Source organism: Plantactinospora endophytica (genome assembly GCF_016862915.1).
In the GTDB taxonomy this organism is placed as follows: domain Bacteria; phylum Actinomycetota; class Actinomycetes; order Mycobacteriales; family Micromonosporaceae; genus Plantactinospora; species Plantactinospora endophytica.
Window position 1 is genome coordinate 34883 of the sequence record NZ_BONW01000030.1, and the last position, 26544, is coordinate 61426.

The 26544-nt window shown below is 72.1% G+C and carries 25 protein-coding genes and 1 pseudogene; 9 read left to right on the forward strand and 17 right to left on the reverse strand.

Annotated features, from left to right (window positions below; all coding sequences use genetic code 11):
- Positions 1-10 precede the first annotated feature (10 nt).
- Positions 11-277 (reverse strand): hypothetical protein, encoded by a 267-nt coding sequence (locus Pen02_RS28690; RefSeq protein WP_203869250.1) that lies wholly within the window; start codon positions 275-277, stop codon positions 11-13.
- 92 nt (positions 278-369) lie between these two features.
- Positions 370-1245 (reverse strand): L,D-transpeptidase family protein, encoded by an 876-nt coding sequence (locus Pen02_RS28695; RefSeq protein ID WP_203869251.1) that lies wholly within the window; start codon positions 1243-1245, stop codon positions 370-372.
- A gap of 155 nt (positions 1246-1400) precedes the next feature.
- On the opposite strand from Pen02_RS28695, the gene Pen02_RS28700 reads away from it, so the two are divergent.
- Positions 1401-3080, forward strand: a complete 1680-nt coding sequence (locus Pen02_RS28700) for a DNA repair helicase XPB (protein WP_203869252.1) — start codon at positions 1401-1403, stop codon at positions 3078-3080.
- 470 nt (positions 3081-3550) lie between these two features.
- Here Pen02_RS28700 and Pen02_RS28705 read toward each other — a convergent pair whose 3' ends face one another.
- From Pen02_RS28705 to Pen02_RS28720, 4 genes are all read right to left on the reverse strand, one after another.
- The gene (locus Pen02_RS28705; RefSeq protein ID WP_203869253.1) at positions 3551-3919 is read right to left on the reverse strand and encodes a hypothetical protein; all 369 of its coding nucleotides are present in this window, start codon (positions 3917-3919) and stop codon (positions 3551-3553) included.
- Between the two features lie 13 nt (positions 3920-3932).
- Positions 3933-4688 (reverse strand): WXG100 family type VII secretion target, encoded by a 756-nt coding sequence (locus Pen02_RS28710; protein WP_203869254.1) that lies wholly within the window; start codon positions 4686-4688, stop codon positions 3933-3935.
- Positions 4689-4714: 26 nt separating this feature from the next.
- The gene (locus Pen02_RS28715) at positions 4715-5017 is read right to left on the reverse strand and encodes a type VII secretion target (protein ID WP_203869255.1); all 303 of its coding nucleotides are present in this window, start codon (positions 5015-5017) and stop codon (positions 4715-4717) included.
- A 94-nt stretch (positions 5018-5111) separates the two neighbouring features.
- Positions 5112-6440 (reverse strand): serine hydrolase domain-containing protein, encoded by a 1329-nt coding sequence (locus tag Pen02_RS28720; protein WP_203869256.1) that lies wholly within the window; start codon positions 6438-6440, stop codon positions 5112-5114.
- Positions 6441-6563: 123 nt separating this feature from the next.
- Between Pen02_RS28720 and Pen02_RS28725 the strand changes: the two genes are divergently transcribed.
- On the forward strand, positions 6564-6980 hold the full coding sequence (locus Pen02_RS28725) for an NUDIX domain-containing protein (RefSeq protein ID WP_239141483.1): 417 nt from the start codon (positions 6564-6566) through the stop codon (positions 6978-6980).
- Positions 6981-7122: 142 nt separating this feature from the next.
- On the opposite strand, the gene ligD (Pen02_RS28730) is transcribed toward Pen02_RS28725, so the two are convergent.
- Positions 7123-8034, reverse strand: coding sequence for a non-homologous end-joining DNA ligase (gene ligD / locus Pen02_RS28730; RefSeq protein ID WP_203869258.1), 912 nt, complete (start codon positions 8032-8034; stop codon positions 7123-7125).
- Positions 8024-8977, reverse strand: a complete 954-nt coding sequence (ligD, locus tag Pen02_RS28735) for a non-homologous end-joining DNA ligase (protein ID WP_203869259.1) — start codon at positions 8975-8977, stop codon at positions 8024-8026. Before ligD (Pen02_RS28735) ends, ligD (Pen02_RS28730) begins: the two co-directional genes overlap by 11 nt.
- Before the next feature lie 167 nt (positions 8978-9144).
- Between ligD (Pen02_RS28735) and ku the strand changes: the two genes are divergently transcribed.
- A complete protein-coding gene (gene ku, locus Pen02_RS28740) occupies positions 9145-10173 on the forward strand; it encodes a non-homologous end joining protein Ku (protein ID WP_203869260.1) in 1029 nt (342 codons plus the stop codon).
- A gap of 72 nt (positions 10174-10245) precedes the next feature.
- On the opposite strand, the gene Pen02_RS28745 is transcribed toward ku, so the two are convergent.
- Positions 10246-11208, reverse strand: a complete 963-nt coding sequence (locus Pen02_RS28745; protein WP_203869261.1) for a DUF5995 family protein — start codon at positions 11206-11208, stop codon at positions 10246-10248.
- A gap of 344 nt (positions 11209-11552) precedes the next feature.
- Between Pen02_RS28745 and Pen02_RS28750 the strand changes: the two are divergent.
- Both Pen02_RS28750 and Pen02_RS42050 read left to right on the forward strand, forming a co-directional pair.
- Positions 11553-12218 (forward strand): annotated as a pseudogene (locus Pen02_RS28750) (HAD family hydrolase); the annotation flags it as partial.
- Positions 12210-12557 carry an Mth938-like domain-containing protein gene (locus Pen02_RS42050; RefSeq protein ID WP_372445690.1) on the forward strand — a complete coding sequence of 116 codons (348 nt, stop codon included), beginning with the start codon at positions 12210-12212 and terminating at the stop codon, positions 12555-12557. The pseudogene Pen02_RS28750 and the gene Pen02_RS42050, both read left to right, overlap by 9 nt.
- Positions 12558-12713: 156 nt before the next feature.
- On the opposite strand, the gene Pen02_RS28755 is transcribed toward Pen02_RS42050, so the two are convergent.
- Both Pen02_RS28755 and Pen02_RS28760 read right to left on the reverse strand, forming a co-directional pair.
- A complete protein-coding gene (locus tag Pen02_RS28755) occupies positions 12714-13685 on the reverse strand; it encodes a quinone oxidoreductase family protein (RefSeq protein WP_203869262.1) in 972 nt (323 codons plus the stop codon).
- 209 nt (positions 13686-13894) lie between these two features.
- The gene (locus tag Pen02_RS28760; protein ID WP_203869263.1) at positions 13895-14296 is read right to left on the reverse strand and encodes a winged helix-turn-helix transcriptional regulator; all 402 of its coding nucleotides are present in this window, start codon (positions 14294-14296) and stop codon (positions 13895-13897) included.
- A gap of 81 nt (positions 14297-14377) precedes the next feature.
- On the opposite strand from Pen02_RS28760, the gene Pen02_RS28765 reads away from it, so the two are divergent.
- On the forward strand, positions 14378-15214 hold the full coding sequence (locus Pen02_RS28765; protein WP_203869264.1) for an SDR family NAD(P)-dependent oxidoreductase: 837 nt from the start codon (positions 14378-14380) through the stop codon (positions 15212-15214).
- A 358-nt stretch (positions 15215-15572) separates the two neighbouring features.
- Positions 15573-16400 (forward strand): FkbM family methyltransferase, encoded by an 828-nt coding sequence (locus Pen02_RS28770; RefSeq protein ID WP_203869265.1) that lies wholly within the window; start codon positions 15573-15575, stop codon positions 16398-16400.
- A 110-nt stretch (positions 16401-16510) separates the two neighbouring features.
- On the opposite strand, the gene Pen02_RS28775 is transcribed toward Pen02_RS28770, so the two are convergent.
- Positions 16511-18235 (reverse strand): acyltransferase family protein, encoded by a 1725-nt coding sequence (locus Pen02_RS28775; RefSeq protein ID WP_203869266.1) that lies wholly within the window; start codon positions 18233-18235, stop codon positions 16511-16513.
- 539 nt (positions 18236-18774) lie between these two features.
- Here Pen02_RS28775 and Pen02_RS28780 point away from each other — a divergent pair.
- Entirely contained in the window at positions 18775-19800 is a 1026-nt protein-coding gene (locus tag Pen02_RS28780) for an NADPH:quinone reductase (protein WP_203869321.1), read from the forward strand.
- A gap of 52 nt (positions 19801-19852) precedes the next feature.
- Here the strand turns inward: Pen02_RS28780 and Pen02_RS28785 are convergent, their stop codons facing one another.
- The 5 genes from Pen02_RS28785 to Pen02_RS28800 form a co-directional block, all read right to left on the reverse strand.
- Positions 19853-21208, reverse strand: a complete 1356-nt coding sequence (locus tag Pen02_RS28785; RefSeq protein WP_203869267.1) for a beta propeller repeat protein — start codon at positions 21206-21208, stop codon at positions 19853-19855.
- 52 nt (positions 21209-21260) lie between these two features.
- On the reverse strand, positions 21261-21758 hold the full coding sequence (locus Pen02_RS42055; protein ID WP_239141433.1) for an RNA polymerase sigma factor: 498 nt from the start codon (positions 21756-21758) through the stop codon (positions 21261-21263).
- A 158-nt stretch (positions 21759-21916) separates the two neighbouring features.
- Positions 21917-23077, reverse strand: a complete 1161-nt coding sequence (locus Pen02_RS42060) for a hypothetical protein (RefSeq protein ID WP_239141435.1) — start codon at positions 23075-23077, stop codon at positions 21917-21919.
- 127 nt (positions 23078-23204) lie between these two features.
- A complete protein-coding gene (locus Pen02_RS28795; protein ID WP_203869269.1) occupies positions 23205-24119 on the reverse strand; it encodes an NADP-dependent oxidoreductase in 915 nt (304 codons plus the stop codon).
- A 183-nt stretch (positions 24120-24302) separates the two neighbouring features.
- Entirely contained in the window at positions 24303-25949 is a 1647-nt protein-coding gene (locus Pen02_RS28800; protein ID WP_239141437.1) for a long-chain fatty acid--CoA ligase, read from the reverse strand.
- 68 nt (positions 25950-26017) lie between these two features.
- On the opposite strand from Pen02_RS28800, the gene Pen02_RS28805 reads away from it, so the two are divergent.
- Complete coding sequence (locus Pen02_RS28805; RefSeq protein ID WP_239141439.1) at positions 26018-26512, forward strand: NUDIX domain-containing protein; 495 nt, start codon at positions 26018-26020, stop codon at positions 26510-26512.
- Positions 26513-26544 lie beyond the last annotated feature (32 nt).

Below are 26544 nucleotides of genomic sequence, written 5' to 3' on the forward strand. Positions count from 1 at the left end.
GCGGCCGGCCTCAGTCGCGGCGGTGCTGGCGGACCGAGCCGACCACCGAGACGATCAGCAGCAGGGTGAAGGCGGCGCCGAGCCCCTCACCGAGCGAGGTGACGAAGCCCTGCTGCTGCACCAGCCAGCCGAAGAGCACCCAACTGGCCAGCAGCACCGCCACGGCGGCGTACGCCAGCACGGTGGCCCGGGAAACGGGCGCCGGAACGGGCGCCGGAACGGGCGCCGGGGCGGTCGGGGGGTCTGTCTCGGACCTGACCTCGCCGTCGACCGTCATCTGCGAACCTCCCGCCACGGGCTGTCTGCTCCGAGATTCCAGATTCGCACCTGGCCGGCCGATATGACAGGTTCACCGGCCCGCAAGGCGCGTCAGGTCCCCGGGCGGCGGCCCATCACGTGCACCCGGGTACCCACCTTGCCGAGTTGCCACATCCGTCGGGCGTCGCTCGGCAGCAGGTTGACGCAGCCGTGCGAGCCGATCGGCATGTTGTGCAGATAGGTGGTGGTCTCGTGGAACCCGATTCCGCCGACGAAACGCTGCCAGTACGGCAACCACACCTCGTACGGGTCGGACCACTCCTTGGTGTTCCGGAAGTTGATTTTGTAGGTGCCGGCCGGCGTGGCGTACCCGGACATGCCGGTCCGGGTGACGGTGGGCGCCATCACCACCGTGCCGCCGCGCATCGCCCAGACGGTTTGCAGGGTCAGGTCGACGCAGAACGTCGTACCGCTGCCGGTCTTGCACTTTCCGGTGTTGGTCCGGGCCAGCCGGCGGGCGACGTCGGCGGTGGTCGGTCCGGCCCGGCCCTCGGCCGGCCGGATGTCGTAGCGGCGCTGGAACTTCTTGATCGCCGAGCAGTCGGCGGCGGACTGCCGGCCGTCCACAACGATCTTGCCGAAGCCGCCCAGCTTGGCCAGGTAGCCCTCGACCTCCCGCTGCCGGTCTCCCTGCGGGCAGCCGGCCGGCGGCTTCGGCGAACTGCTCCGAGCGGGCTTCTTCGTCGGCGCCTTGGTCGTCGGCGTGGTCTTGCGCGGGGTGGTACGCGGACTCGGCGTGGCGGCCTCTCCCCGGTCCGGCGCGGGCGGCGCGCTCGCCCCCGTTGCGTTCTCCGCCGCCGCCTCGACCGGGGGAAGCCCCTCGGCTCCCGACTGGTCCGACTGCGGATCAAACGCGCACGCACCGGCGCCGAACAGGGCGACTGCCACTAGAGTGATCAGACCGGTGCCGAGACGCGTCAGTACCATCTGCCCCTCCCCAGAAGCCGTCGACAGCTAGACGCACAGGGGTACCGGTCCGGTTGCACCAGTTGAAGAATTTTTCCGGTTCGTTATCCATCGTGCAAGACTGGAGGGTCGGTGCGTGGGACGCCCGACCTCGGACGACGGGGAGGGCGTGCAGCGTGAGCGGCGGACCACTGATCGTGCAGTCGGACAAGACCCTGCTGCTGGAGGTCGACCATCCGGACGCGCTGGCCTGCCGGATGGCGATCGCGCCCTTCGCCGAGCTGGAGCGCTCGCCGGAGCACGTGCACACCTACCGGTTGACCCCGCTGGGCCTGTGGAACGCGCGGGCGGCCGGGCACGACGCCGAGGGCGTGGTCGACGCGCTGCTGCGCTACTCCCGCTATCCGGTGCCGCACGCGCTGCTGGTCGACGTCGCCGAGACGATGGACCGGTACGGCCGGCTGCAACTCGTCGCGCACCCCACGCACGGGCTGGTGCTGCGCGCCCTGGACCGGCTGGTCCTGATCGAGGTGGCCAAGAGCAAGAAGCTGGCCGGCATGCTCGGCGCGAAACTGGACGACGACACCGTGATCGTCCACCCGTCCGAGCGCGGCCGGCTCAAGCAGGCGCTGCTGAAGCTCGGCTGGCCGGCCGAGGACCTGGCCGGCTACGTCGACGGCGAGGCGCACCCGATCGAGCTGGCCACCGAGGGCACCGACGGGCGGCCCGGCTGGGAGCTGCGGTCGTACCAGCGGGAGGCGGTGCAGAGCTTCTGGGCCGGCGGGTCGGGCGTGGTGGTGCTGCCCTGTGGCGCCGGCAAGACGCTGGTCGGGGCCGCCGCGATGGCCGAGGCGAAGGCGACCACGCTGATCCTGGTCACCAACACCGTCGCCGGCCGGCAGTGGAAGCGGGAACTGATCGCCCGTACCTCGCTGACCGAGGAGGAGATCGGGGAATACTCCGGCGAGCGCAAGGAGATCCGTCCGGTCACCATCGCGACGTACCAGGTGCTGACCGCGCGGCGCGGCGGCGCCTTCACCCACCTGGACCTGTTCGGCGCCCGGGACTGGGGTCTGGTGATCTACGACGAGGTGCACCTGCTGCCGGCGCCGATCTTCCGGTTCACCGCCGACCTCCAGGCCCGCCGCCGGCTCGGCCTGACCGCCACGCTGGTCCGGGAGGACGGTCGGGAGGGCGACGTCTTCTCGCTGATCGGCCCGAAGCGGTACGACGCGCCGTGGAAGGACATCGAGGCGCAGGGCTGGATCGCCCCGGCCGACTGCACCGAGGTACGCGTCACGCTGACCGAGGCCGAGCGGATGGCGTACGCGGTCGCCGAGCCCGAGGAGCGCTACCGGGTGGCGGCGACCGCCCGCACCAAGCTGCCGGTGGTGAAGGCGCTGGTCGAGCGGCACTCCGCCGACCAGGTGTTGGTGATCGGCGGCTACATCGACCAGCTCCACGAGTTGGGCGAGACGCTGGACGCGCCGATCGTGCAGGGCTCGACCACCAACAAGGAACGCGAACGCCTCTTCGACGCGTTCCGGGCCGGCGAGATCTCCACGCTGGTCATCTCCAAGGTCGGCAACTTCTCCATCGACCTGCCGGAGGCGGCGGTGGCGATCCAGGTCTCCGGCACCTTCGGCTCCCGGCAGGAGGAGGCGCAGCGGCTCGGCCGGGTACTCCGACCGAAGGCCGACCGTCGGCAGGCGCACTTCTACACAGTCGTCTCCCGGGACACCATCGACACCGAGTACGCCGCACACCGACAGCGCTTCCTCGCCGAGCAGGGGTACGCGTACACGATCGTGGACGCCGACGACGTGCTCGGGCCGTCGCTGCCCAGCGTCGACTGAGCTGTCTCCCGGCTCAGCGAAATCCACATGCTGTCTGATCGACGTCGGTCGCCCTGAGGGCTGCCATCAGCGCCAGGACATGGCCTGAACTTGCTACGTTCGGTTACCGCATAGCGGAGGTACGCGAGCGGATCGCGGCAGACCAGTGCGCCTTCTGGAGCCTCGAACCTGCAGAACAGCACGTTGCTTGGCGTCGGCAGTTGCAGATGAGCGAGTCACCATATTGCCGATGTACATTGCGCGCGTGGAGCTCGGTCATCTTGCCAGCATCCTGCGGCGCAACGGTGAAGCGTGGGCACAAAGGAGGCCCTCCTCACGTCGCACCTGGAGATCGTGCTAGTTCAGGGCAGGAGTGCCTTCCGGCCGATTGTGAAGGCACTCTTTCCCTGAACCAGTACGACCCTGCCTCGGTGCTCTCGGCTCGCGCCTCCACAAAGGAGGTCGAGTGGGTTTCGGCGGGCGGGTGCCGGTCAGTACCCGTCGGGGTGGTCGCGCCACCAGCGTTCGCGGTCGCGGCGCTCCCGCTCCAACCGCTCCCGCAGCGCGGCGAACTCCCGCTCGCCCCGGGCCGCCAGCTCGGCCCGCTCCTCCTCGGAGGTCTCCGCCCAGCGCTGCGCGAACTGCTCCATCCGGGGGTTGAGCGCCGAGGCGAAGACCGGCGAGGTGGCCACCTCGCGCAGCCCGCGCCGGCCGTCCAGCACGTCGGCCACCAGCCGGCGGAACTCGGGGTCGTCGGTGCGTTCGCCGAGAGTCTTCAGCGAGTCGCGCAGGTGCCGGGAGAGCGCCGGGTCGCCCCCGGCGACGTCGAGCAGCGGTTCGTCGTCCGTCGGTGGTCTCATCTGGTACTCCGGCTCAGTCGCGGTGGTGGGAGACGGGCGGTTCGGCCGGCGGGCGTACGGCTGGATGGTCGTACTCCCTGGCCGGCAGGAGCGGCAGCCTGTTGTCGTCCACCTGGCCGAGCAATCCGGCGACCACCCCGCTGAACGCCTGCACGAGGTTCCAGATGTTGCTGTGCAGGCTCAGGATCTGCTGCCACTTCGCGACGGCCTGACTGGCGGTGAACGCGATGGTGGCGCCACCGATGATCGGGCCGATCACGGTCGGCGCCGACGCCGCCGTCGCGGCCATCTCGATGCCGATCGCGATCAGCAAATCCACGAGCCCTTCCAACAGGCCCTTCAGTGCACCGGCCGTCTCGTAGACGCTGAACGCCGTCACGTCCAACTGCCAACCGAGCTGGACGAGAACGCTGATCTGGCCCCTGAGCACCTGCCCGACGCCGCTGAAGTACTCGTCGGCGGCGTCCCGGGCGTTGCCCTCCCAGCCGTAGCCGACGGTGGCAACCGCAGAGTTGAGGGCGCCGGCACACGCGTCGTTGAAGTTGGCCAGGGTCTGCACCGCCTTGCCGGCCGTCTGCACCGCCTGCCAGTCGCCGGTGAACTGCTCGGCGGCCCACTGGAACGGGTTGGTGCCGATGACGAGGTTCATCGCCTCACCCAGCCAGTACGACGGACTGATGTACTGGGAGACGCCGAGATAGTTCTCCAAGCTGTCCGGGATCGGGTCCTCGACCTTCGGGTCGATGAGTTCGTCCAACGGGTCGGCCATGTCGTCTCCTTCCTCCCCGCCGGCGCTCAGTAGGTCCGGTCGAGCTGTTCGGCCGCCGCCGCGTCCGTGGTCTCGTAGTACTGCGCGACCCGCTCGATCTCCTCGGCGGAGAGTCTGAGCACGTTCTCAAGCTGCATGTACGAGAGCAGCAACTGGTTCCTGATCGCGGCGACGGCGTCGAACACCGTCTGGAACAGTGGCCCCGAGGAAGCGCTGATCTCCAGCCATCGCTCGTCGTACTGCTGTGCCCCCACCGAGTCGTTGACCAGGTCGGTGAGTGCGGCACCGAACTCGCGGATGACCGCCGGATCGGCCTTGAACGACGACACGTTTCCCCCATGCGTTTTGCTGCGCAGTTGGGTGGAGGGTGCCAGCCGCCGACTTCAGATCGGCTTCACGCTGTCGACAGGTCGGGGCCGGGCGTCAGCCGTTCGCCGGTGGGTCGGCTGGCTGGCCGGTGATGGCCTGCATCTCTCGCTGGAGGATCTCCTGCAACGGGATGTCGTCGTAGTTGCTCAGGACGACGCTGACCCAACCGGTGTCCGGGTAGATGTTCCAGTTGGCGCCGCTGCCGGCCCCACCGCCGCCGCGTCCGAACACCCACTGGCGGCCGTTGACGAGGCGGAGCGGACCTGAGTACGCCCTGAACGACGTGGGCGTGCGGCCGGGGAGCTTGGCGCCGGTCAACAACTCGGCGAAGGGACGATCCAGTACCCTGCCGTCGCGCAGCGCATGCGCGAACCGGACCAGGTCCGGAGCGGTGGCGAAACCGTCGCCCGAGGCGTGGCCGATGAAGCTGCGGCCCGGGTTCCTGCCTGCTATAGCTGGGTGCACGCTGCCCTTGTCCAGGTTGCGAACGGCGTCGACACGGCTGCCGTCCGCCTGCCGCATGTACGAGTGCGCGATGTGCTCGTCGGTGAGCCACTGCGTTCTGGTGTAGAAGGCCGAGCCGGTCATGCCGGAGCGCCCGAAGACGTGCTCGTGCACGTAGTCCCAGTACGTGGTGCCGGTCACGGCCTCCACGATCTGCGCGGCGATGGCCAGGCCGGCACCGGCGCCGGGAAGGTGGGCCTGGTCGCCCGCACCGGGGGCGACCACCAGCCTCGCCTGCCGGGTCCACTGCTGGTACTGCTCGTGCACCTCCGCCCGGCTATGGAAGACGCGTTGCCAGTCCGGCATCGGGGCGTCCAGTCCGGCGGTGCTGGTGAGCAGGTGGTGGATGGTCACTTTCTCGGCGATCTCCGTGGCGAAGCCCGACAGGTGCGCGCCCACCGTCTCCGACAGGCTCAGCCTGCCCTGCTGCACCAGTTGCAGGACGGCCACCGCCAGGAACGGCTGGATCGCCGAGCTGAGGTTGACGGCAACGTCTTCGTGGTTGCGGATCCCTCGTTCCTTGTCGGCCATGCCGTAACTGCGCGACAGGATGGTCCGGCCCCGGTGCGACAGCAGCACCACGCCGGAGAACCTGTCCTGCGCGGCCAGTTCCGCCACGTACCGGTCGAAGGCTCCGCCGGGCCGGGTGTCCGGCGGGATCCGCTCGTGCCCAGGTGCCTCGGGCGCCAAGGGTGCCTCAGGGGCGAGGGGTGCCTCGGGGGCGAAGGGTGCCTCGGGGGCGATCGGGGCCGAGGCGGCCTGGCCGCGCTCCGCGCCGACGAGTGGCGCGCCGGCCGCCACGCCGGCGGCCACCAACCCGCCCCATCCGACCAGCCGCCGCCGATCGATACCACGTACCGAGTCCGAGTCGAAAACCATCACCGCACCCTATGGATGGGGTGTGAAAATCCATTGAAGAATCCGTATGGCATCTCTGTGGCTTGTGGACGACCTGCCACCGCGTTCAGTCTGCGGCAGATCCGGATGGGTCAGAATGTGTCGATGACGAGCTCCGCTGACGACTCCGGTCCGGTCCGGATTGTTACCGCCGTTCTTCGCGACGGCGATCGGGTCCTGCTGTGTCATCGAAGCGCCGGACGCCGTTGGTACCCCGATGTGTGGGACCTGCCGGGCGGTCATGTCGACGAGGGGGAGGATCCGAAGGAGAGCCTTGTCCGCGAGCTTCGGGAGGAGTTGGGGATCACGGCGCCGGAGCCGTCCAGCCCGCCGTTGCACGAGATCCGGACCGCGACGTTCGACATGCAGATCTGGTTGGTCGACAGGTGGACCGGAACACCCGTCAACGCCGCGCCGGACGAACACGACGCTGTGGCGTGGTTCGAGACGTCCGACCTTGACGGCCTGCGTCTCGCCCACGAGCCGTACCTCTCGATGCTCACCGCCGTGCTCGCCACGTGACCTCGCTCCGCGAGCCCGGGGTGCGCGCTCGTCAGGACTGCCCGGCTCCGCGATCGGGTCAGCAGCCCTGACCGGGCACGGTGACGACGAGCCACCGGGCGGGCCACGCCGGCGCGGGGTAGCCGCCGGGCAACCGCCGGGGCTACGGCAGTTCGGGGCCGCCGTCGAGCAGCTCGATCAGCAGGTCGCCGTACTCCTCGATCCGGGACAGCGCCTCGGCGGCGGGAAACTGGCGGACGGCGCCCGGCTCGCCCTCGGCCGCCGCCTCGACCTCGGCCCAGTGCAGCGGGGTGGATACGGCGGGGGCGGGCTGCGCCCGCAGTGAGTACGGCGCCACCGTCGTCTTCGCCGCGTTGTTCTGGCTCCAGTCGATGAAGACCTTGCCGGGGCGGAGCCGCTTGGCCATCTGGGCGGTGACCGACTTCGGTGCCTTCCGGGCCAGTTCGTCGGCGATCCGCTTGGCGTACGCCGAGACGGTGTCGGCAGACTGCCGCCCGGAGATCGGGCAGAGCAGTTGCATGCCCTTGCGGCCGGAGGTCTTCGGATAGCTGTCGACGCCGTCGGCGGCCAGCCGTTCCCGGATCATCAGGGCGACTCCGCAGCACTCGACGAGCCCGGCCGGGGCGCCCGGGTCCAGGTCCATCACCATCAGGTCGGGGTCGGCGCCGACCTGCCACTGCGGGCTGTGCAGTTCCAGCGCGGCGAGGTTGGCCAGCCAGACCAGCGTCGGCAGGTCGTCGCAGACCACGTAGTCCAGCATGTCCCGGTCCTTGGACGAGCCGGGTGACGGCAGCCGCTCCAGGCGTACCCAGTCCGGGGTGCCGGCCGGGGCGTTCTTCTCGAAGAAGGAGGCGCCGTCGACGCCGTTCGGGTAGCGGATCCGGGTCAGCGGCCGGTTCCGCAGGTGCGGCAGCAGGGCCGCCGAGACCCGGGTGTAGTAGTCGATCACCTCCCCCTTGGTGAACCCGGACGCCGGATAGAGCACCTTGTCCAGGTTGGACAGTTCGAGGGCCCGTCCCTCGACCTCGACGCGTACCCGCTGCTCACGTGCCATCGACGTCCGCCACCGTCTTGTCGGCGCGCAGCCGGCGGATCCGGGGGAACCGCAGCCGGCCGTCCGGCGTGCGCTGGCCGTACTTCACCTCCACCACGATCCGGGGGGTTACCCAGATCGCGCCCCGGGCATCCTCCCGGGGCACCGGGGTCACGAACGGCGAGCCGCCGGTGCGCAGCGGCTCCAGCACGGCCAGCAACTCCCGCTCGATCGCCGCGCCGATGCCGCCGCCGACCCGGCCCCGGTAGACCAGGCCGCCGGCCGGTGCCGGCACCCCGACCAGCAGCCCGCCGATCCGGCGTACGCCGGGGCGCCAGCCGCCGACCACGAAGTCGTCGGTGACCTCCAGTTTCACCTTGACCCAGTCCGGCGACCGGACCCCGGGCCGGTAGACCGCGTCGACCCGTTTGGAGACCACGCCCTCCAGCCCGTGCTCGCCGGCCGCCTGGTAGGTGGCCCGGCCGTCCGGGAAGACCGGCGGTACCGCCCAGCGCGGTCCGGCCAGCCCCAGTTCCTCCAGCGCCTCCCGGCGCCGCCGGTACGGCCACCCGGTCAGCTCGGTACCGTCCCGCCGCAGCAGATCGAAGATCATGTACGTCACCGGCAGGCTGGCCGCCAGCCGAGCCGCCCGGGCCGGTTCCCGGACGTGCATCCGCTCGGCGAGCGCGGTGAACGACGGCTGCCCCGACTCGGTCAACACCACCACCTCGCCGTCGAGCACCGCGTCGGACAGCCCCCGGTCGGCGAGCTGCGCCCCCAGCGGGGCGAGTTCCGGATAGGCGGCGGTGATCTCCACGCCGGAGCGGGCGTACAGTCTCAGCCCGCCCTCGGCGAAGTCGCCGATTGCCCGCACCCCGTCCCACTTGAACTCATGCACCCAGCCGGGGCCTGCGGGCAGCTCCCCGGTGACCGCGAGCATCGGCTTGACCGGGGTGCCGGGCACGATCCTCACTCTAGGTCCGCGCCGAAACACTCGCGTCCGGTTCGATCCGGTGCGATCCTGGATCGAACCGGTCGGGCACACCGGCGAACGGCCGGGTACCGGCTGCTCAGGGGCACAATTTCACTCGACGGGGTGAACAGCCGCCCGGATGGGGGAAGGTACGGATCATGCGGGCTATCTGGCGGGGGGCCGTCTCGTTCGGGCTGGTCTCCATCGGCGTACGGGTCTACTCGGCGACCGAGGAGAAGGACATCCGGTTCCACCAGGTGCACCGCACGGACGGTGGCCGGATCCGCTACAAGCGGGTCTGCTCGATCGACGGCGAGGAGGTCAGCTACGACGACATCGCCAAGGGGTACGACATCGGCGGCGGCGAGATGGTCATCCTCACCGACGAGGACTTCGCCGAGCTGCCGCTGAGCACCTCGCACGCGATCGACGTGCTGGAGTTCGTCCCGGCCGAGCAGGTCGACCCGATCCTCTACAACAAGGCGTACTTCCTGGAGCCGGAGAACGCGGCGATGAAGCCGTACGTGCTGCTCCGGGACGCGCTTACCGACTCGGAGCGGGTGGCGATCGTCAAGGTGGCGCTGCGGCAGCGGGAACAGCTCGCCACGTTGCGGGTCCGGGAGGGCGTACTGCTGCTCAACACCATGCTCTGGCCGGACGAGATCCGCCGACCCGACTTCGGCTTCCTGGACGAGGACATCCGGGTACGCCCTCCTGAGCTGGCAATGGCGAGTTCGCTGATCGACTCGATGGCCGGCGAGTTCGAGCCGGACGTCTTCACCGACGACTACCGGACCGCCCTCCAGGAGGTGATCGACGCCAAGGTCGAGGGCCGGGAGGTGGTGCAGCCGGAGGAGGTCGAGGAGGCTCCGGCGGCGGCGGTCGACCTGATGGCGGCGCTGCGCGCGTCGGTGGACCGGGCCCGGGCGGCCCGGGGCGAGGAGCCGGCCGGGGCCGGCGCCGGCCAGCCCACCCCGATCTCGGCGGCGAAGTCCGCCAAGGCCGCCGCGGCGAAGAAGGCCACCCCGGCCGCGAAGAAGGCGGCGGGAGCGAAGAAGGCCACCGGGGCGAAGAAGGCGGCCGGGGCGAAGAAGACCGCCGCCAAGTCGGGGACGGCCAAGCAGGCCGGCGGCAAGGCCGCGACCAAGAAGGCCGCCCCGAAGAAGGCGCCGCGCAAGACCGCCTGAGCCCGCCGGGCACGTCCGGGGCGCCACACCCGGTTCCGGCAACCCGACGGCGACGCGGAACACCGGTCCGGCTCAGTAGGCCGGCGGCACCCCGAACGGGTACGCCACCGGCGGTGCCGCGCCGTTGTGCTCTGCGCAGTACGCAGCCCGGGGGCCGGGGCCGGTGAACGGCGGGACGTAGCCGGTCAGCGTGGCGAGTCCGGTGGCGATCGCCAGCGCGCTGGACTCGATGTCGAACTCGACGAACGCCCGCGCGAAGGGCGTACGGGCGTTTGCCAGCCGTACGGCGTTCCGCCACGCCTGCTCCCGCCAACCGACGATCACGCCGAGCACCGTGCTGGTGGGTATCCCGGTGTCGAAGCCGTCCTGGTCCAGCCGGGCCAGCAGTTCGGCCAGCAACGGGTCCATCACGGCGGCCAGGATCTCGTTGACCTTGTCGTGGTCGGGCTTGCGGCTGCTGCCGTCCGGTGCGGTCAGTCCGACGCGTTCGAGCACGTACGGCAGGTCCCGGTTGATGTGCGCGTTCATCCCGAGCATCAGGTCACCGGCGCCGCTGAGCCGGCGGGACCGGGCCGCGTCCAGGGCGGCCAGCCAGGCGGCGGGTACCGCCGAGCGGCGGCCGGCGGCCCAGTCGTCGTACGCCCGGTGGTAGTACTCGGCGAAGAGCGCGCCCTCCCGGTTGACCCAGGCGTTGTCGGCGAAGTATCCGTCCTGGTCCCGCCCCCACTTGAAGCCCTGGGTCGTACGCAGGTAGGCGAGGGCGAAGGTGGCGTGGTGGTCGCAGGACCGGCCGAGGGTGGCGAACTGTTCCCGGAGCCGGGCGATGGTGTCGTCCACACATCCCGCCCCGCCGTCCGGGCAGGTGTCGGGGATGGCGGCCCGGGCCGTCGGTCCGGCCGGCCGGGGTGGGGCGGCGGCGGCCGGTGGGGCTGGCGGCAGCACTCCGGTCACGCCCAGCGTGGCCACCAGCAGAGCCCGCGCCGCCGCTCGCCATCCCATGTCCCGCCCCCTGAAGATGATGATGATCGACGTCAATGTCAGACATCATTGCGAATCTGAGTAGTCAGTCAGGATCATTGGTCCGATACCCGACTCGACCAGCGAAAAGAGCCAGATTAACCGCTATCCTGGCGGCCAATCCGGCTGTTGCCGTCGCCGACAGTGTTGGCGCGGCGCCGGATTCCCCGGCCGGCCCGCCGGGTCAGGGCGGAGCGGGCCGGCCGGGGCAATCGGTCACGGGCCGACCCGGGCAATCAGTCGCGGACAGGCTCGGGCAGTCGGTCACGGGCCGGCTCGGGCAGTCGGTCCGGCCGGCCGGGGCAGTCGGTCAACGGGTTGCCGAGCACGCCCGAGGCGGCCGGCTGAGGCAGGATGGAACCGTGGTAGACGCGGTGATCTTCGACCTGGACGGCGTACTGGTGGACTCGGAACCGGTCTGGGAGCGGGTCCGACGGCGCTACGTCGACGTATCCGGCGGCCGGTGGCAGCCCGACACCCAGCGCCGGCTGATGGGGATGAACACCGAGGAGTGGACCCGCTACCTCGGCGAACTCGGCGTACCGGGCGGCGCCGAGAAGATCGCGACGGACGTGATCGACGCGATGGCCGAGGAGTACCGGACCCACCTGCCGGTCATCGACGGCGCGCCGGAGGTGGTCCGCCGGCTCGGCCGGCACTGGCCGCTCGGGCTGGCCAGCTCGTCCCCGCGCCGGCTGATCGACGTGGCACTGGCCGCGATGGAGCTGACCGACGAGTTCCGGGTGACGCTCTCCACCGAGGAGGTGGCCCGGGGCAAACCGGCCCCGGACGCCTATCTCGAAGTCGCCCGGCGGCTGGGCGTACCGGCCGACCGCTGCGTCGCGGTCGAGGACTCCAGCAACGGGGTACGCTCGGCCGCCGCCGCCGGCATGCGGGTGGCGGCGGTGCCGCACGGGTCGTACCCGCTCGACCCGGATGCCGAACAGCTCGCCGCGCTGGTCCTGTCGCACGTCACCGAGCTGACCGAGGAGACGGTGCCGCCGGCCCGGTCGCCACGGATCCAGCAGGTCGACTGGGGCCGGATGACCGTCGACGGGCTCGGCGAAGGCAAGGACTTCAAGCTGTACCCGGGCGGCGGCCGACCGTGGGACTGGTCCGAGACCGGCACCCGGCACGAGCCCGGGATCCAGCCGGCGGACGTCGAGGAACTGCTCGACCACGGGGCGACCCAGGTGGTGCTCTCCGAGGGCTTCGACGGCCGGCTCCGGGTCGACCCGGCCACCCTGCTCTTCCTCCAGGAGCGGGCGGTCGACGTGCACGTGGCCCGGACCGGCGAGGCCGTCGAGCTCTACAACACCCTCGCCGCCCGGGAACCGGTGGGCGGCCTCTTCCACTCCACCTGCTGACCGCCGCCCGAAAGCTCCACCTGCTGACCACCGCTGACCGCCGCCCGAAAGCTCCACCTGCTGACCGCTGCCCGAAAGCTCCACCTGCTGACTACCGCTGCTCGCTGCCCGAAGGCTCCACCTGTTGGCCGCCGACCCGACGGCCCGGTCATGGGCTCAACCGGGCAGCAGCAGGGACTTTCCGCTGGTCCGTCGGCCCTCCAGGTCGGCGTGCGCCCGGGACGCGTCGGCGAGCGGGTACGTCGCACCGATCCGGATCGACAGCCGGCCGGCGGCGATCCAGCCGAACACGTCGGCGGCCCGGGCCAGCAACTCGGCGCGACTTCCGATGTGCTGCGGCAGGGTGGGCCGGGTCAGGTAGAGCGAGCCTCCGGCGGCCAGCCGCTCGGTCTCCAGTGGCGGCACCGGCCCACTGCTCGCCCCGTACGCCACCAGCAGGCCCCGAGGGCGCAGGGCCGCCAGGCTGTCGTCGAAGGTGGCCCGGCCGACACCGTCGTACACCACCGCCGCACCGGCACCGTCGGTCACCTTACGAACCGTGTCGAGGAAGGTGTCGTACCTGGCGACGTGGTCGGCGCCGGCCTGGCGGGCCAGCTCGGCCTTCCTGTCGCTCGAGGTGGTGCCGAGCACGACACCGCCGCGCAGCTTGACGAGTTGGGTGAGCAGCCCGCCGACCCCTCCGGCCGCCGCGTGCACCACCACCGGCTCGCCGGACGCCACCGGATGGGTGGTGTGCGACAGGTAGTGCGCGGTCAGGCCCTGCATCATCGCCGCCGCCGCGACCCGGAAGTCGACCTCCTCCGGTACCGGCACGGCCCGCTCGGCCGGGATCGCGGCCTGCTCGGCGTAACCACCGGGCACGCTCACCCAGGCCACCCGGTCGCCCATGGCGAAGCCGTCGACGCCCGGCCCGATCCCCGCGACCGTGCCGGCGCCCTCCTGCCCCGGCACCGCCGGCAGGTTCCCCGCGTACGACGGGACGCCCTGCCGCTGGTAGACGTCGGCGAAGTTGACCCCGACGGCGGCGACGTCGACGAGGATCTGGCCGGCGCCGAGTTGCGGCGTCGGCACGTCCACGCTCTCCAGGACCTCCGGCCCGCCGTGTCGGCGCATCAGTACCGCCCGCATGCGGTCATCGTCCCCCGTGGCCGGCCACACCGCCCCGGGATCGTCGGGATCGGCGAGCCGCTCTGGCGTGTCGTCGCCCGGCGCGTCCGGTCGCGCGTACCGGTGGAACCGCCCCGGTCGGCCGGGGTGCCGAGCCGATGCGGCTAACGGCCCGAGCCGATGCGGTTAACGGCCCGAGCCGATGCGGTTAACGGCCCGAGCCGATGCGGCTACCGGTGCGTTCCGGCGTCGTGCCGGGCGCGGGCCCGGTCGATCGCGGGCTGGTTGGCCACCGCCCACTCGCCGAGCGCCACCACCAGCGGCAGCAGCGAGCGTCCCAGCCCGGTGAGGGCGTACTCGACCCGGCCGGCGACCACCACCGGGCCGGTACGGCTGACCAGCCCGTCCCGGACCAGCCCGTGCAGCGTACGGGTCAGCATCCGGCGGCTCAGCCCGACGACGGCCCGGTCGAGTTCGTTGAAGCCGTAGCTCCGCCGGCTGAGCAGCGACAGCACCAGCAGACTCCACCTGTCGCCGACCCGGTGCAGCACGTCCTGCGCCGAGCAGGCCGCCCGGTCCTCCTCGGTGACCGGCACCTGGATCAGTTCGGTCGACAGCTCGCCAGGGGACATCGATGTGCCTTCTTTCGCCCGTCCGGCAGCAACCCGAGGATCAGGTTAGCCGGGACGGGGACGGGGACGGGAGCGCGACGGATGCGGACAGTGGTGATCACCGGGGGTACCCGGGGCATCGGGGGCGGGCTGGCGCGACAGCTTCTGGACCGTGGTGACCGGGTGGTGGCGATCGGCAGCGGCGCCGCCGGTGGTGCGTCGCTGCGGGCCGAGGCGGCCCGACGGGGTACCGCCGACCGGCTCGCCTTCCACCGGGTGGACCTCGGCTCGGTGGCCCGGACGGTGGCGCTCGCCGAGGAGCTGCGCGCCCGGTACGAGGTCGTCGACGCGCTCGTCCTCTGCGCCGGCCGGTACCGGACCGGGCGGGCCGAGACCGTCGAAGGCTTCGAACAGACCTTCGCGCTGTACGTGCTCAACCGGTTCCTGCTGCCGGAACTGCTCCGCGAGCCGCTGGCCCGGGCCGACCGGCCGGTGATCCTGAACCTCTGCGGCACCGGCGGTCGGGCGGGCCGGATCAACTGGGACGACCTGCAACTGCGGCACCGGTACGGCGGCTTCCGGGCCACCATGCAGGGGGCGCGGGCCAACGACCTGCTCGGGGTCTCCTTCGCGGCCCGGCACGCCGGCAGCGGAATCCGGTACGTGCTCTACAACCCGCTCTTCGTCGACACCGGGCTGTCCGAACCGTTCCGGCAGCCGACCAGGGCCCTGGTCCGGGTACTGGCCCGGCTGTTCGCGGCGCGGGTGGACCAGGCCGTCCCGCCGCTGCTCGACCTGCTGGCCGACCCGCCCGACCGACCGCTCTCGGCCTTCCGCCGGAGTACGCCGGTCGACCTGGGCCGCCGGGAGTTCGACGCGGAGACCGCCGTACGCCTGCACCGCGTCCTCACCGGGCTGCTGCCGGGTCCGGCCGTCTGACCGCCGGGGCGGCGCGTCGGCGTACCGGAGGCGGTGTCGGCTTTCCGTCAGGGGCGGTACCGGCGGCTGGGGCGGACGCCCTCCGACCTAGATCATCAGCGCGGCGGAACAGTGCCGGAGAACAGCGTTTGTGCGGCGTACGCCCGGGTCCGCCGGGACTGTTCCCCACCCCCGCAACGACCAGGGAAAACGCGAGGACTTTCCGCGTATCACTCCGTTGCGTATCGGGCCTGTTGCTCTAGGTGATTGTCTGCGTAACATGCCCGAGGAGCAGGCCCCACCGGAGCCCGTCCGGGAGCGCGGACGGGCCACCCGACGTGCGACAACCCCCAAACGATCAGCGAGAACGGTCAACGGTATGCCAACTTTTCGATCGACGCTGCGCCGCGCCTACCACCAGTCCGGTGCACACCACGTCCGTCGGGCCGCCCACCGGATCGCCCTCCGTACCCGGGCAGGAGCGTTCCGGAACGAGATAGGTGTGGTGCTGCACGCCGACCACACCGACATCAGAGGCACCGAACTCGCCGTCTACAAGGGGAACCTGGACCGCAAGGCGGTCGCCGCCTGGCGGCGGCTGGTCTCCGAGGTCCGGCCCACCGTCGCGGTCGACGTCGGCGCCAACTACGGCGAGGTCGCCTTCTCCACCTGCTACTACGGCCTGCGGGAACTGCACCTCGTCGAGCCGAACCCGGCCGTGCTCCCCTGGCTGCGCAAGACGATCGCGGCGGCCACCGGCGACTACCCGGGTACCGTGCTGCACGCCGGCGCCGCCAGCGACCGGCCCGGCACCGCCCGGCTCAACCTGCACGAGCACACCGGCGTCGCGTCGCTGCGGGTGCACAACGACCGGGGCGTCGAGGTGGAGTGCTTCCGGCTGGACGAGCGGATCCACCTCGGCGGCGACGACTCGCTGCTGTTCAAGATCGACGTGGAGGGCCACGAGCAGGCCGCGCTGGAAGGGATGGCCGGGCTGTTCCACCGCCGCCGGGTCGCCGGCATCTGCGAGGTGCTGCACGCCGACGACGACCTGCTGAAATACCTCTGCGCGCAGTTCACGGTCGCGCTCCAGCAGGCCGGCCGGGAACTGCCGGTGAACGAGGCGCAACTCCGGGACACCGTCGCGCGGGCCAGGGAGGACGGCTGGGGCGACCTCAGCAAGGACGTGGTGCTCCGGTCCCACTGACCGGGCGCAGCGTGCGCGCCTGGGCGAAGCCGGCGATGGTCAGCGGTGCGGCGGCCCGGCTGCTCACGGGGCGCAGGCGAAGCCTGGTTACGGGCGCAGGCGAGGCGTGGTTACGAGGCGCAGACGAAGCGGGGATCGGCCCAGACCCCGACCGCGCCGCCGAACGGACTGCTCGTCACCAGGTCGACGAAGCTGGCGCTGGCGATCGGTACGTCGATCTGCTCGGCGGTGTCCGCCCGACTCCGTACGCCCGACTCGAAGACGGTCACGTCGTCGGCCCGTACCACGAAGGCGACCTGTACGTCGTCGGTGCCGACGTCGATCACGGCCCGGAGCCGCTCGCAGCCGGCGGGCGGTTGCACCCGGACCCGGCTCGGCGCGGCGGTGAGCACCGCCCGGGGATAGACCTGCCCGTGCACGGTGACGGAGCCGGGCGTCGCCCCGGCCGCCGGAGGCGTCGACGGCCGCTCCGAACTGCCGTCCACCAGCATCGGCAGGTCGGAGAGCGGATAGGTGACCTCGGCCGGGGACGACTGTGCGGGGCTGCGCGTCGTCACCCCCGGCCACAGGTTGAGCGCCATCACCCCCAGCCCGACGGCCAGCACCGCGACGGTCGAGGCCATCGCCCGGTGCCAGTGCCGGGCCGCCCCGACCGACGCCACCGCGATCGTCGACGGCACCGCGATCGTCGACGGCGCGGGCCGGGCGGTCCGGGCCCGGTCCGGGCTGACCCGGGCCGGCACCAGCGCCGGCCGGCGGCGGGCGGCGAGGTCCTCGATCCAGCCGAACAGCGCCACCGCCACGGCCACCAGCAGCCAGACGGCGGCCAGCCGGACGGCGACGATCTGCACCCAGCCGGAGACGGCCAGCGGGGTGACCAGCGAATTGGCCAGCACCCCGGCCGGCAGGTGCCACAGGTAGATGGTGACCGCGCGGGCGTTCAGCAGCTCCACGAGCCGGTCCAGCGGCCGGATCCGGGCCAGCCAGTCGAGTCGCGGCCGGAACCGGAGCACCGTCGCGACGAAGGCCATCGACCACAGGGTGTTGCCACCGGCGATCCGGTTCAGGTCGTAGTTCCCGCTCGACCAGCCGACCAGCAGTACCCAGCCGGCGCCGGTCACGGCCAGCCCGGCGACGGCGAGCGCGTACCGCCGGGCGGGGATCCGGCGCAGCAGCCCGTCGTGGTGCGCGAAGCCGAGCAGCCAGCAGGCCAGGTACGTGCTGACGTTGGTGGCCTGCTCGTTGAAGTACCCGCCGACGTTCACCACGCCGAACCGGAAGGCGATCGGCAGCGCCACCGCCAGCGCCAGGCTGTACCAGGGCCAGCGGCGGAACGCGGCGAGCAGTGCCGGCGAGAGCAGCACCAGCCACAGGTAGGTGACGATGTACCAGAGCACCACGTTGTAGGCCCAGGCCCACGACTGGTCGCCGACCGGCGGGGTACGGGCCGGGAAGACCCACCAGACCAGCTCGCCCCAGCCGAGCGCCGCGCTCGGCGCCACCCGCCAGCCGGTCACCAGCAGCAGCGTGACCGCCACCGCCCCGAACCCCCACAGCGGTGGCAGCAGCCGGCGCAACCGGCGGCCGACCGCGCCCGCTCCGGTACGGTCCAGCGAGCTGGCCATCAGCGAACCGGCGAGCGCGAACATCAGCCCCATCGCCGGGAACAGCACGGTCAGCCAGATCCAGCCGAGGACGTGGTACGTCACCACCCGGACCAGCGCCGCCGCCCGCCACAGGTCGAGGTATCGGTCCCGACCTCCCGCCGAGCCGCCCGCCCGGCCGGCCACCGGTACGACCGCAGCCGGCACCGTGGGCTCGGCTGAGGTTCCCATCGGCGTCTCCACGTCTCCGGTCGGACCGTACGCCCGTCGGTCCCGGGCGACTCGTACGTCGTCAGCACGGGTGACCCGGACCGGCCCGGCGACTTTCCGCCACCGTCGCCCGTCCGGCCGCCGCCCCGGCGAAACCGCCCGGACAGGCCGACGCCCTCGACAGACGACCCTTGCCCACCAGTCCTACCCGACAAACCTGAACGATCCCTGACCGGTGCCGTCCGGCGTGTTCCTCGTCGCTCCCCGGCAGGACGACGCCGGCCGTCCCACCGGACCGACCCGCCGACCACCAGCGCGGACGGGCGCCACCGGCCGCTCGACACCGGGCGGCACCGCCCCCTTTGTGATGTCACCCACCCGCCACCCGCGCGGAAACCCCGACGAGCCACCCGGACGGGCAGCAAGATGGTGGTCGGCCGGAGCGCGTGCGAGGCTCAGCGCGGAAGTAGGGGCACAGCGCGGAAGTAGAGGCTCGGGGCGGAAGTAGGGGCTCGGGGCGGAAGAGGTGATCGGGCGTGGCAGCACCGGAGCGATCGACGATGAGGGCGGCCGTCTACCGCCGTACGGGTGATCCGTCCGTGCTCGAGGTGGTCGACCGGCCGGTGCCGGAGCCGGGCCCGGGCGAGGTCCTGGTCCGGGTCGCCGTCTCCGGGGTGAACCCCACCGACTGGAAGTCCCGGCAGGGCGACGGGTCCGGGGCGCCGCCCCGGCACGGCTGGCAGATCCCGAACCAGGACGGTGCGGGGATCATCGAGTCGGTCGGCACCGGTGTCGACGCGAAGCTCACCGGCGAGCGGGTGTGGATCTGGGAGGCGGCCTGGCAGCGGCCGTGGGGCACCGCGGCGGAATACACAGTGGTGCCGGTCCGGCAGGTCGTCCGGCTCGGCTCGGCCTCGTTCGACCTCGGGGCGGCGCTCGGCATCCCGTTCCTGACCGCGCACCGCTGCCTGACGGTCGGCGAGACGATGCCGGACCGCCTCGACGTCGGTGCGCTCACCGGGCGCACCGTGCTGGTGCAGGGCGGGGCGGGCGCGGTCGGCAACGCCGCCATCCAGCTCGCCCGGTGGGCCGACGCCACCGTCGTCGCCACGGTCAGCAGCGCGGAGAAGGCCCAACTCGCGGTCGCGGCCGGTGCGTCGTACGTGGTCAACTATCGGGAACAGGACGTGGTGGCCGAGGTCCGCAAGATCGTGCCGGACGGGGTGGACGCGATCGTCGAGGTCGCCGCCGCCCGCAACGCCGAGATCGACTGCCAGGTGATCGGCGCCAACGGCGCGGTCGCGGTGTACGCCGACGACGGCGGCGCCTCGCTCACCCTGCCGGTACGCCCGCTGATGATGCCGAACATCCGCTGGCAGTTCGTGCTGGTCTACACCCTGCCGACGGTGGCCAAGGCGCACGCCGTGACCGACGTCGCCGCCGCCGCGTCGTCCGGGGTGCTCCGGCTCGGCGCCGAGGCGGGCCTGCCGTTGCACCACTACCCGCTGGACGAGGTCGCCCGGGCGCACGCCGCCGTGCAGGACTCGGCCGTCGGCAAGGTACTGGTGGTGACCAGCCAGTCCTGAGCACGCCGCTTCCGGCCTGTCCCGCTGCCACCGGCCGCATCCGTACCGGGCCTCAGCGGCTGATGGTGGGCGGGCCGACGTACGACCAGGTGATGCCGTCCGGGGAGAGCCACCCGCCGGAGGAGTCCTGGTTGCCGGGCTGGGCGAGTCCACCGGGTACGGCCACCGCCGAGGCGCCCGGCCCGACCGGGACCTCACGCAGCCGCTCACCCCGGTCGAGGCCCTCGAACATGATCGGGTTTTCGCCGGCCAGGATGCCGGCCTGGATCAGCAACACCCCGTCGGGCCGGACGGCGGCGTCGATCATCCGGTCACCGACCTGGGCCCGAGCGGCCGTACCCTGCCACGTCCGTCCCTGGTCGACACTGCGGTACACCCGCAGCACCCCGTCGACCTGGCCGACCGCGTACGCCACCTCGTCGCCGATGGCCAGCGCGGCGGCCCCCGCGTTGCCGCCCGCGTCGAGTTCCTCGGGCAGCGCCGACTGGTGCCAGCTACGTCCGCCGTCCCGGCTGACCCGAACGGCGCTGCCGCTGTAGATGACCTTGTCGGTCGAGACGGTGCCGTTCTCCTCCTGCACCGAGCCGACCCGCTCGTCGGTCCAGCCGGTGATCCACAGTCCGGCACCCACCGACCGACCCTCGATCACCCGCGCATGCTCCAACGGCTGCCGCTCGGCCAGCCGGACGATCGCCCCGCTCGCCGGATCCGCCGCCAGTACGGTCAGCCCGTCGAGGTCGGGAATCCACTCGATCGGCCGGTACGTCGCCGGCACGGCGGGGACCTCGGTGATCTGGACCTCCCGCCAGCTCACCCCGCCGTCGGTGCTGGTGAGCCAGATGTCCTGGATCCGGAGGCTGTCGATCATGCCGTCCCGCATCGGCCGTGTCTGCGCCTCGGCGATCAGCGTCTGCGGTCCCACCACGCGCAGGTCGACCAGGCTGTTGTCCGGCACCGGTATCGGCCGGGACCGCCAACTCGCGCCACCGTCGGCGCTGGCCGCCAGCCGGATCGCGCAGTTGCCGCCCTGACAGTCGCGGTAGCGCAGGTAGAGGTGGTCCAGGTCGCCGGCCATCATCCGGCCGGCGACGGTGGCCGGCCCCGGGGTGACGGTCGGTGGCGGATCCAGCCCCGGCGTGGCGCTCGGCCCCGGCGTCGGAACGAAGTCGGGCGTACGGTCGAGCCGTACCGGCGGGCCGAGGGTGCCGTACCGGGGGGTGTCGTCCCCCGAGGGCAGGCCGCGCCAGGCCACCCCGGCGCCGACGGCGACCACGGCAACCAGCGCCGCCGCCCCGGCCACCCGGGTACGCTGCCGCCGGCCCCGCGCCCGGCGTTCCACCTCGGCGAAGTGCGGCCTGAACGCGGCCTGCGCCGCCTGGGCCAGTCCGGAGAAGTCGGGTTCGGGCATGGCAGATCCTCCCGTTCGGATCGGTGAAGTCGTGGCTGGAGGGATCGACGGGTCAGTGCGGGTTCGACCGGCCGGTGACGAACTGTTCCGCCCCGGGTTCGGCCAGGTGCCCGGCGAGGGCCTGCCGGCCGCGTACGAGTCGGGTCTTGACGGCCCCCACCGAGCAGCCCAGCGCGGCGGCGACCTCGGCCACCGGCAGGTCGCCGATGTGGTGCAGCACCACGGTCTCCCGGGTGGCCCTGGGTAGCCGTTGCAGCGCGGCGACCAGCGCCACGTGGTCGGGCGACAACTCGGGGCCGTCCCGTTCGGCACCGGCCAGCCGGCCGGACCGGATCAGCCGGTCCAGCCGGATCCGGCGGCGGAACCGGGACCGGGCCACGTTCAACGCGACGGTACGCAGCCACGCCTCCGGGTTGTCGACCTGCCGGAACCGGCCCGGCCGGGCCAACGCCCGGACGAACGCCTCCTGCACGGCGTCCTGCGCCTCGGCGTAGTCCGCGGTCACCGCGAAGAGCTGCGCCACCAGTCGGGCCGCCGAAGCGGCGTACACGTCTCGGATTGCCTGCTGTCCGTCCACACCATCCCCTGCCCGCCGACCGCGTCCACCCAGTACGACCGCCGGGGGCGTCGCCCGGTGACATCCGATTTGCCGACGGTGGACGGTGCGGGCGGAACCACCCCCGGAGGGGCAGGTGGCGAGCGGCCCGGTCAGTCGGCGACGACCGCCCCGGTCGACAGAATGGCGGTGAGCCGGGGGCCGAACCGGGCGAGCGAGGCCGGGTCCTCGGCCGGCCGTACCCCGGACACCGTCGACCGGGCGACCAGCACCGCGCAGAGCCGGCCGGCCGCCAGCCCCCAACCGGCCGTGTCCCGGGCCGGACGGCACGCCGCTCCGGCGATCGTCGCCGCGTCCTCGGCGGTGGCCGCCTCGACCAGGAACAGCAGCAGGACCTGCTGCTCGGCACCGACGCCGGCACCGTCCGGCTCGGCGTGCAGACAGACGCATCCGGTCAGCCCGCGCAGTGCCTCCACCACCGCCGACTCCACCACCGCCGACTCCGCCCGATCGGCGCCCAGCGGCTCCGTCGGGTCGACGCCCAGTGGCTCCGTCGGGTCGACATCCAGCGACTCCGGCGGGTCGGCGCCCGGCCAGCCGGTCGGCGGCGTCGCCGCCACCGACACCTGCCCGACCTGGTAGTTGTCCCGTTCCAGCAGCGTCGCGGCGCGGAAGGCGAGGCCGGCCAGGTCGGCCGTCGGGGCGTACGGGTCGCCCTCGTCGTCGACCAGGACCCGACCGGTCGGCGTCTCCAGTACCCGGTAACCGCACTCCTCGGCGAGGTCGACACTGTCCCGGGTCACCTCGAACAGCAGTGCCGCGAGTTCCGGGTCCGCCCGGTTGGCTGCGGCGCGTACCGTCTCGGGTGGTGCCAGGCCGAGCCACTCGGCCGCGTACGACGCCAGCGCGGTGCTGACCCAGACGTCCCGCCAGTCGATCCGGTGCAGTTCGATCGCGGAGAACGCGTCGAACGCGGCCAGCACCTCGGCCTCGTCCCCGGTACGGATCGCCGCGAGTGCGCGTCGACGGGCGAAGGTCAGCAGCGTGTAGAGGTCGTCCGGGCACAGTCCGGCGCGAAGTCTGCGCCGGCCGGCGGCGGACTGCCGGACGTACCCGGTCAGGAAGGCCCGCACCGCCGCGTCGGCCGGTGCCGCCACCCACCGCCACAGACACTCGGCCGCCGGGGCGTAGTCCACCCCGCGCAGCGGCGAGTCCGGCGATCCTGGCCAAGGGGTCGGGTCGGGACCGGGGATGGTGCGATCGGCGCCGCCGTCACCCGGCGCCGCGCGGCCCGTCGGCCACGGCTCGCTCATACCCGAGGACGCTATCCCATCCCGCCCAACATCGGCGGACTTCCATGTGTCAACAGCCCACCGTCGTTGCTGGCGCGAGGCGCTACGACATCGAAGACCGGCCCGCCGTCGTTGGTGGCGTGACGCGCTACGGCACGAGGACGATCTTTCCGCGCAGCCGTCCCGCCTCCACCAGCCGGTGCGCGTGGGCCGCCTCGGCCAGCGGCAGCGAGGCCGCGACCCGGGTACGCAGTCGTCCCTTGGCCACCTCGGCCATCAGCTCGGCCAGCATCGGCTGGTCGAGTCGGACCAGCACGGTCTCCTGGCGTACGTCACGGGTCGGGTCGAGGGGTGCACCGGGCCGGGTCGCCACCAGCGTCCCGCCGTCGGCGACCGCCGCTGCCGCCGCCGCGCCGACCGGTACCGCGTCGAAGACCGCCGGGACCGGCCCGACCTCGGCCAGGTCGGCCGACCTCGGCAACACCTCGGCGGCACCGAGGCTGCCCACCCACTCCTCGTCGTCGGAGCTGGCGACCGCGATCACCCGGTGGCCGGCCCGGGCCGCCAACTGGACGGCGAAGCCGCCGACTCCGCCGCTGGCACCGGTGACCAGCAGCGTCGATCCGGCGGCCAGCGGCATCATCGCCAGCGCCTGCCGGGCGGTCAGCGCGTTCAGCGCCACGGTGGCCGCCTCCGCCGCGTCCACCTCGTCCGGTACGCCGACCAGCCAGTCCCGCCGGGCGACCACCAGTTCGGCGTACGCCCCGACGGCGCCCCGGGTGAGGTGCCACGGCACCATTCCGGCGACCCGGTTGCCGGGGCGGTAGTCGGTGACGTCGTCGCCGACCGCCAGCACGTCACCGGCGAAGTCCCAGCCGAGCAGGAACGGCGGCTCGATCGGGCCGCCGGGGATCCGTCCGACCCGGGCGGCGATGTCGGCGGGCTGCACCGCCGTCGCGCGTACCCGAACCAGGATCTCGTCGGGGCCGGCGACCGGGTCCGGCCGCTCGACCACCCGGAGCACACCGGGACCGCCCAGTGCCGTCACCGCCACCGCTCGCATCGCTCGCCCCTTCCGCGTGGTCAACATCCTTCCCGCCCCGACATCGGGTTGGCAACGGGTCGATCGCGGCGGTTCCGGGGCGCCGAACGGCCCGGTTGTCGAGCCGTCGGTCAGCCGGGTTGTCGAGCCGTCGGACGGTCGGGTTGTCGAGCCGTCGGACGGTTCGGCTTGTTGAGCCGTCGGTCAGCCGGGGAGTTCGGTGACGGCGAGGATGCCGGCGGCGTAGTCGGCGCGTACCCGCTTCTTGTCGAACTTGCCCACCGAGGTCTTCGGTACGGCGTCGACGAAGGCCCACCGCTCCGGCAACTGCCAGCGGGCGAGCTGGCCGGCGAGGAAGTCCCGCAGTTCCTCGGCGCTCGCGTCGGCTCCCTCTCGCCGTACCACCGTCGCTAGTGGACGCTCGTCCCAGCGCGGGTCCGGTACGCCGACCACGCACGCCTCCAGCACCGCCGGATGCGCCATCAGCGCGTTCTCCAACTCGACCGAGGAGATCCACTCGCCACCGGACTTGATCACGTCCTTGGCGCGGTCGGTGAGGGTGATGAAGCCGTCCGCCGAGAGCGTGCCGACGTCACCGGTACGCAGCCAGCCGTTCCGGAACTTCTCCGGGTCGGGTTCGTCGTCACCGACGTACCGGCCGGTCACCCACGGGCCACGGACCTCCAACTCACCGACGGTCGTACCGTCGGCGGGCAACGGTTTGCCGTCCGGGCCGACGATCCGGGCGGCGACGCCGGCCGGCACCCGGCCCTGGGTGTAGCGGTAGCGCCATGCCGCGTCGCCGGTCGCCCCAGCCGGCACCCGGGCGACCGAGCCGAGCGGGGACATCTCGGTCATCCCCCAGGCGTGGATCACGTCGATCTGGTGCCGTTCCGCGAAGGCGTGCATCAGCGCGGGCGGGCAGGCCGAACCGCCGACGATCACCTCGGTCAGCGAGGAGGTGTCGACCTCGTTGTTGTCCAGGTAGTTGAGCAGGTCGGTCCAGATGGTCGGCACCGCGCCGGCCAGGGTCGGCCGCTCGGCGGCGATCATCGCGGCGATCGGGGCACCCTGGAGGAACCGGTCCGGCATCACCAGCGACGCGCCGGTGAGGAAGGCGGCGTACGGGATGCCCCAGGACATCGCGTGGAACATCGGCACGATGGCGAGTTCCCGGGTGGTCGGGCCGAGCCCGAAGGACTCCGGCAGGCAGATCTGCACCGAGTGCAGCCAGATGGACCGGTGCGAGTAGGCGACGCCCTTCGGGTTGCCGGTGGTGCCCGAGGTGTAGCAGAGGGCGGCGGCGTCGCGCTCGTCCAACTCCGGCCAGTCGTACCGGTCCGGCTTGTCGCGCAGCAGGTCGTCCCACCGGTGTACGGCGATCCGCCCGTCCCCGGCCGCCAGCAGCGGCGCCGGGTCGGCACCACCGACCACCACCACGTGCTCCACAGTGGACATCTCGGGTAACGCCTTGGCCAGCAGCGGGATCAGCGTAGAGTCGACCAGCACCACCCGGTCCTCGGCGTGCGTGGCGATGTAGGCCACCTGGTCCGGAAAGAGACGGATGTTCAGCGTGTGCAGCACGGCACCCATGCTCGGCACCGCGAAGTAGGCGACCAGGTGCTCGGCGTTGTTCCACATGAAGGTGGCCACCCGCTGGTCACCGGTCACCCCGAGGTCGTCCCGGAGCGCGTGCGCGAGCCGGGCCGCCGTCGCGCCCACCTCGGCGTACGTCATCCGGCTGGCGCCGTCGCCCCGCCAGGTGGCCACCTCGGCGGTGCCGTGCACCGTGCTGCCGTGTTCGAGGATCCGGGAAACCAGCAGGGGCGCGTCCATCATCGTGCTACGCATGGATCACAACCTAGTGTCGCGGATCACATCCTGACCACCCTCTTCACTCCCACCCGAAAGGCAGGCCGATGAGCAGCATCCCGTGGGCGGAGTCGTACCTCGGTCAGCTCCGCGCGCTCGCCGGTGACCGTGTGCTGATGTTCGTCGGAGCCCGGGGCGTGGTACGCGACGCGACCGGCCAGGTGCTGCTGATCGAACGCTCCGACAACGGTTACTGGGCGTTGCCGGCCGGTGCGATGGAACTCGGCGAGTCGATCGCCCAGTGCGCGATCCGCGAGGTCTGGGAGGAGACCGGGCTGACCGCCACCGCCGTCACCCCCTTCGCCATGTACACCGGCCCGGACCGCACCTTCACCAACATGTACGGCGACACGTACCAGCTCTTCGTGGTCGCCTTCCGGGTCGACGCCTGGTCCGGCGAGTTGCTCACCAGCACCGACGAGACCACCAACGCCGGCTTCTTCGCCCCCCGGTCGCTGCCCGCCCCGGTCTCCTCCACCGTGCTGGAGACCCTGGACGACCTGGCCGTCTTCGAGCAGACCGGCCAGGTCGTCCTGAAATAGCGAGGATAAGGCGAGAGCGACAAGAGGCTTAA

Bases quoted from the DNA above. Each gene is read 5' to 3' on its own strand.
- Pen02_RS28800 (WP_239141437.1), bottom strand. From the start codon at position 25,949: ATGCGTAGCACGATGATGGACGCGCCCCTGCTGGTTTCCCGGATCCTC.
- Pen02_RS28785 (WP_203869267.1), bottom strand. From the start codon at position 21,208: ATGCCCGAACCCGACTTCTCCGGACTGGCCCAGGCGGCGCAGGCCGCG.
- Pen02_RS28710 (WP_203869254.1), bottom strand. From the start codon at position 4,688: ATGGCCGACCCGTTGGACGAACTCATCGACCCGAAGGTCGAGGACCCG.
- Pen02_RS28765 (WP_203869264.1), top strand. From the start codon at position 14,378: ATGCGGACAGTGGTGATCACCGGGGGTACCCGGGGCATCGGGGGCGGG.
- Pen02_RS28780 (WP_203869321.1), top strand. From the start codon at position 18,775: ATGAGGGCGGCCGTCTACCGCCGTACGGGTGATCCGTCCGTGCTCGAG.
- Pen02_RS28770 (WP_203869265.1), top strand. From the start codon at position 15,573: ATGCCAACTTTTCGATCGACGCTGCGCCGCGCCTACCACCAGTCCGGT.
- Pen02_RS28725 (WP_239141483.1), top strand. From the start codon at position 6,564: ATGACGAGCTCCGCTGACGACTCCGGTCCGGTCCGGATTGTTACCGCC.
- Pen02_RS28720 (WP_203869256.1), bottom strand. From the start codon at position 6,440: ATGGTTTTCGACTCGGACTCGGTACGTGGTATCGATCGGCGGCGGCTG.
- Pen02_RS28705 (WP_203869253.1), bottom strand. From the start codon at position 3,919: ATGAGACCACCGACGGACGACGAACCGCTGCTCGACGTCGCCGGGGGC.
- ligD (WP_203869258.1), bottom strand. From the start codon at position 8,034: ATGGCACGTGAGCAGCGGGTACGCGTCGAGGTCGAGGGACGGGCCCTC.
- Pen02_RS28690 (WP_203869250.1), bottom strand. From the start codon at position 277: ATGACGGTCGACGGCGAGGTCAGGTCCGAGACAGACCCCCCGACCGCC.
- Pen02_RS28795 (WP_203869269.1), bottom strand. From the start codon at position 24,119: ATGCGAGCGGTGGCGGTGACGGCACTGGGCGGTCCCGGTGTGCTCCGG.
- Pen02_RS28755 (WP_203869262.1), bottom strand. From the start codon at position 13,685: ATGCGGGCGGTACTGATGCGCCGACACGGCGGGCCGGAGGTCCTGGAG.
- Pen02_RS28775 (WP_203869266.1), bottom strand. From the start codon at position 18,235: ATGGGAACCTCAGCCGAGCCCACGGTGCCGGCTGCGGTCGTACCGGTG.
- Pen02_RS28695 (WP_203869251.1), bottom strand. From the start codon at position 1,245: ATGGTACTGACGCGTCTCGGCACCGGTCTGATCACTCTAGTGGCAGTC.
- Pen02_RS28805 (WP_239141439.1), top strand. From the start codon at position 26,018: ATGAGCAGCATCCCGTGGGCGGAGTCGTACCTCGGTCAGCTCCGCGCG.
- ku (WP_203869260.1), top strand. From the start codon at position 9,145: ATGCGGGCTATCTGGCGGGGGGCCGTCTCGTTCGGGCTGGTCTCCATC.
- Pen02_RS28760 (WP_203869263.1), bottom strand. From the start codon at position 14,296: ATGTCCCCTGGCGAGCTGTCGACCGAACTGATCCAGGTGCCGGTCACC.
- Pen02_RS42060 (WP_239141435.1), bottom strand. From the start codon at position 23,077: ATGAGCGAGCCGTGGCCGACGGGCCGCGCGGCGCCGGGTGACGGCGGC.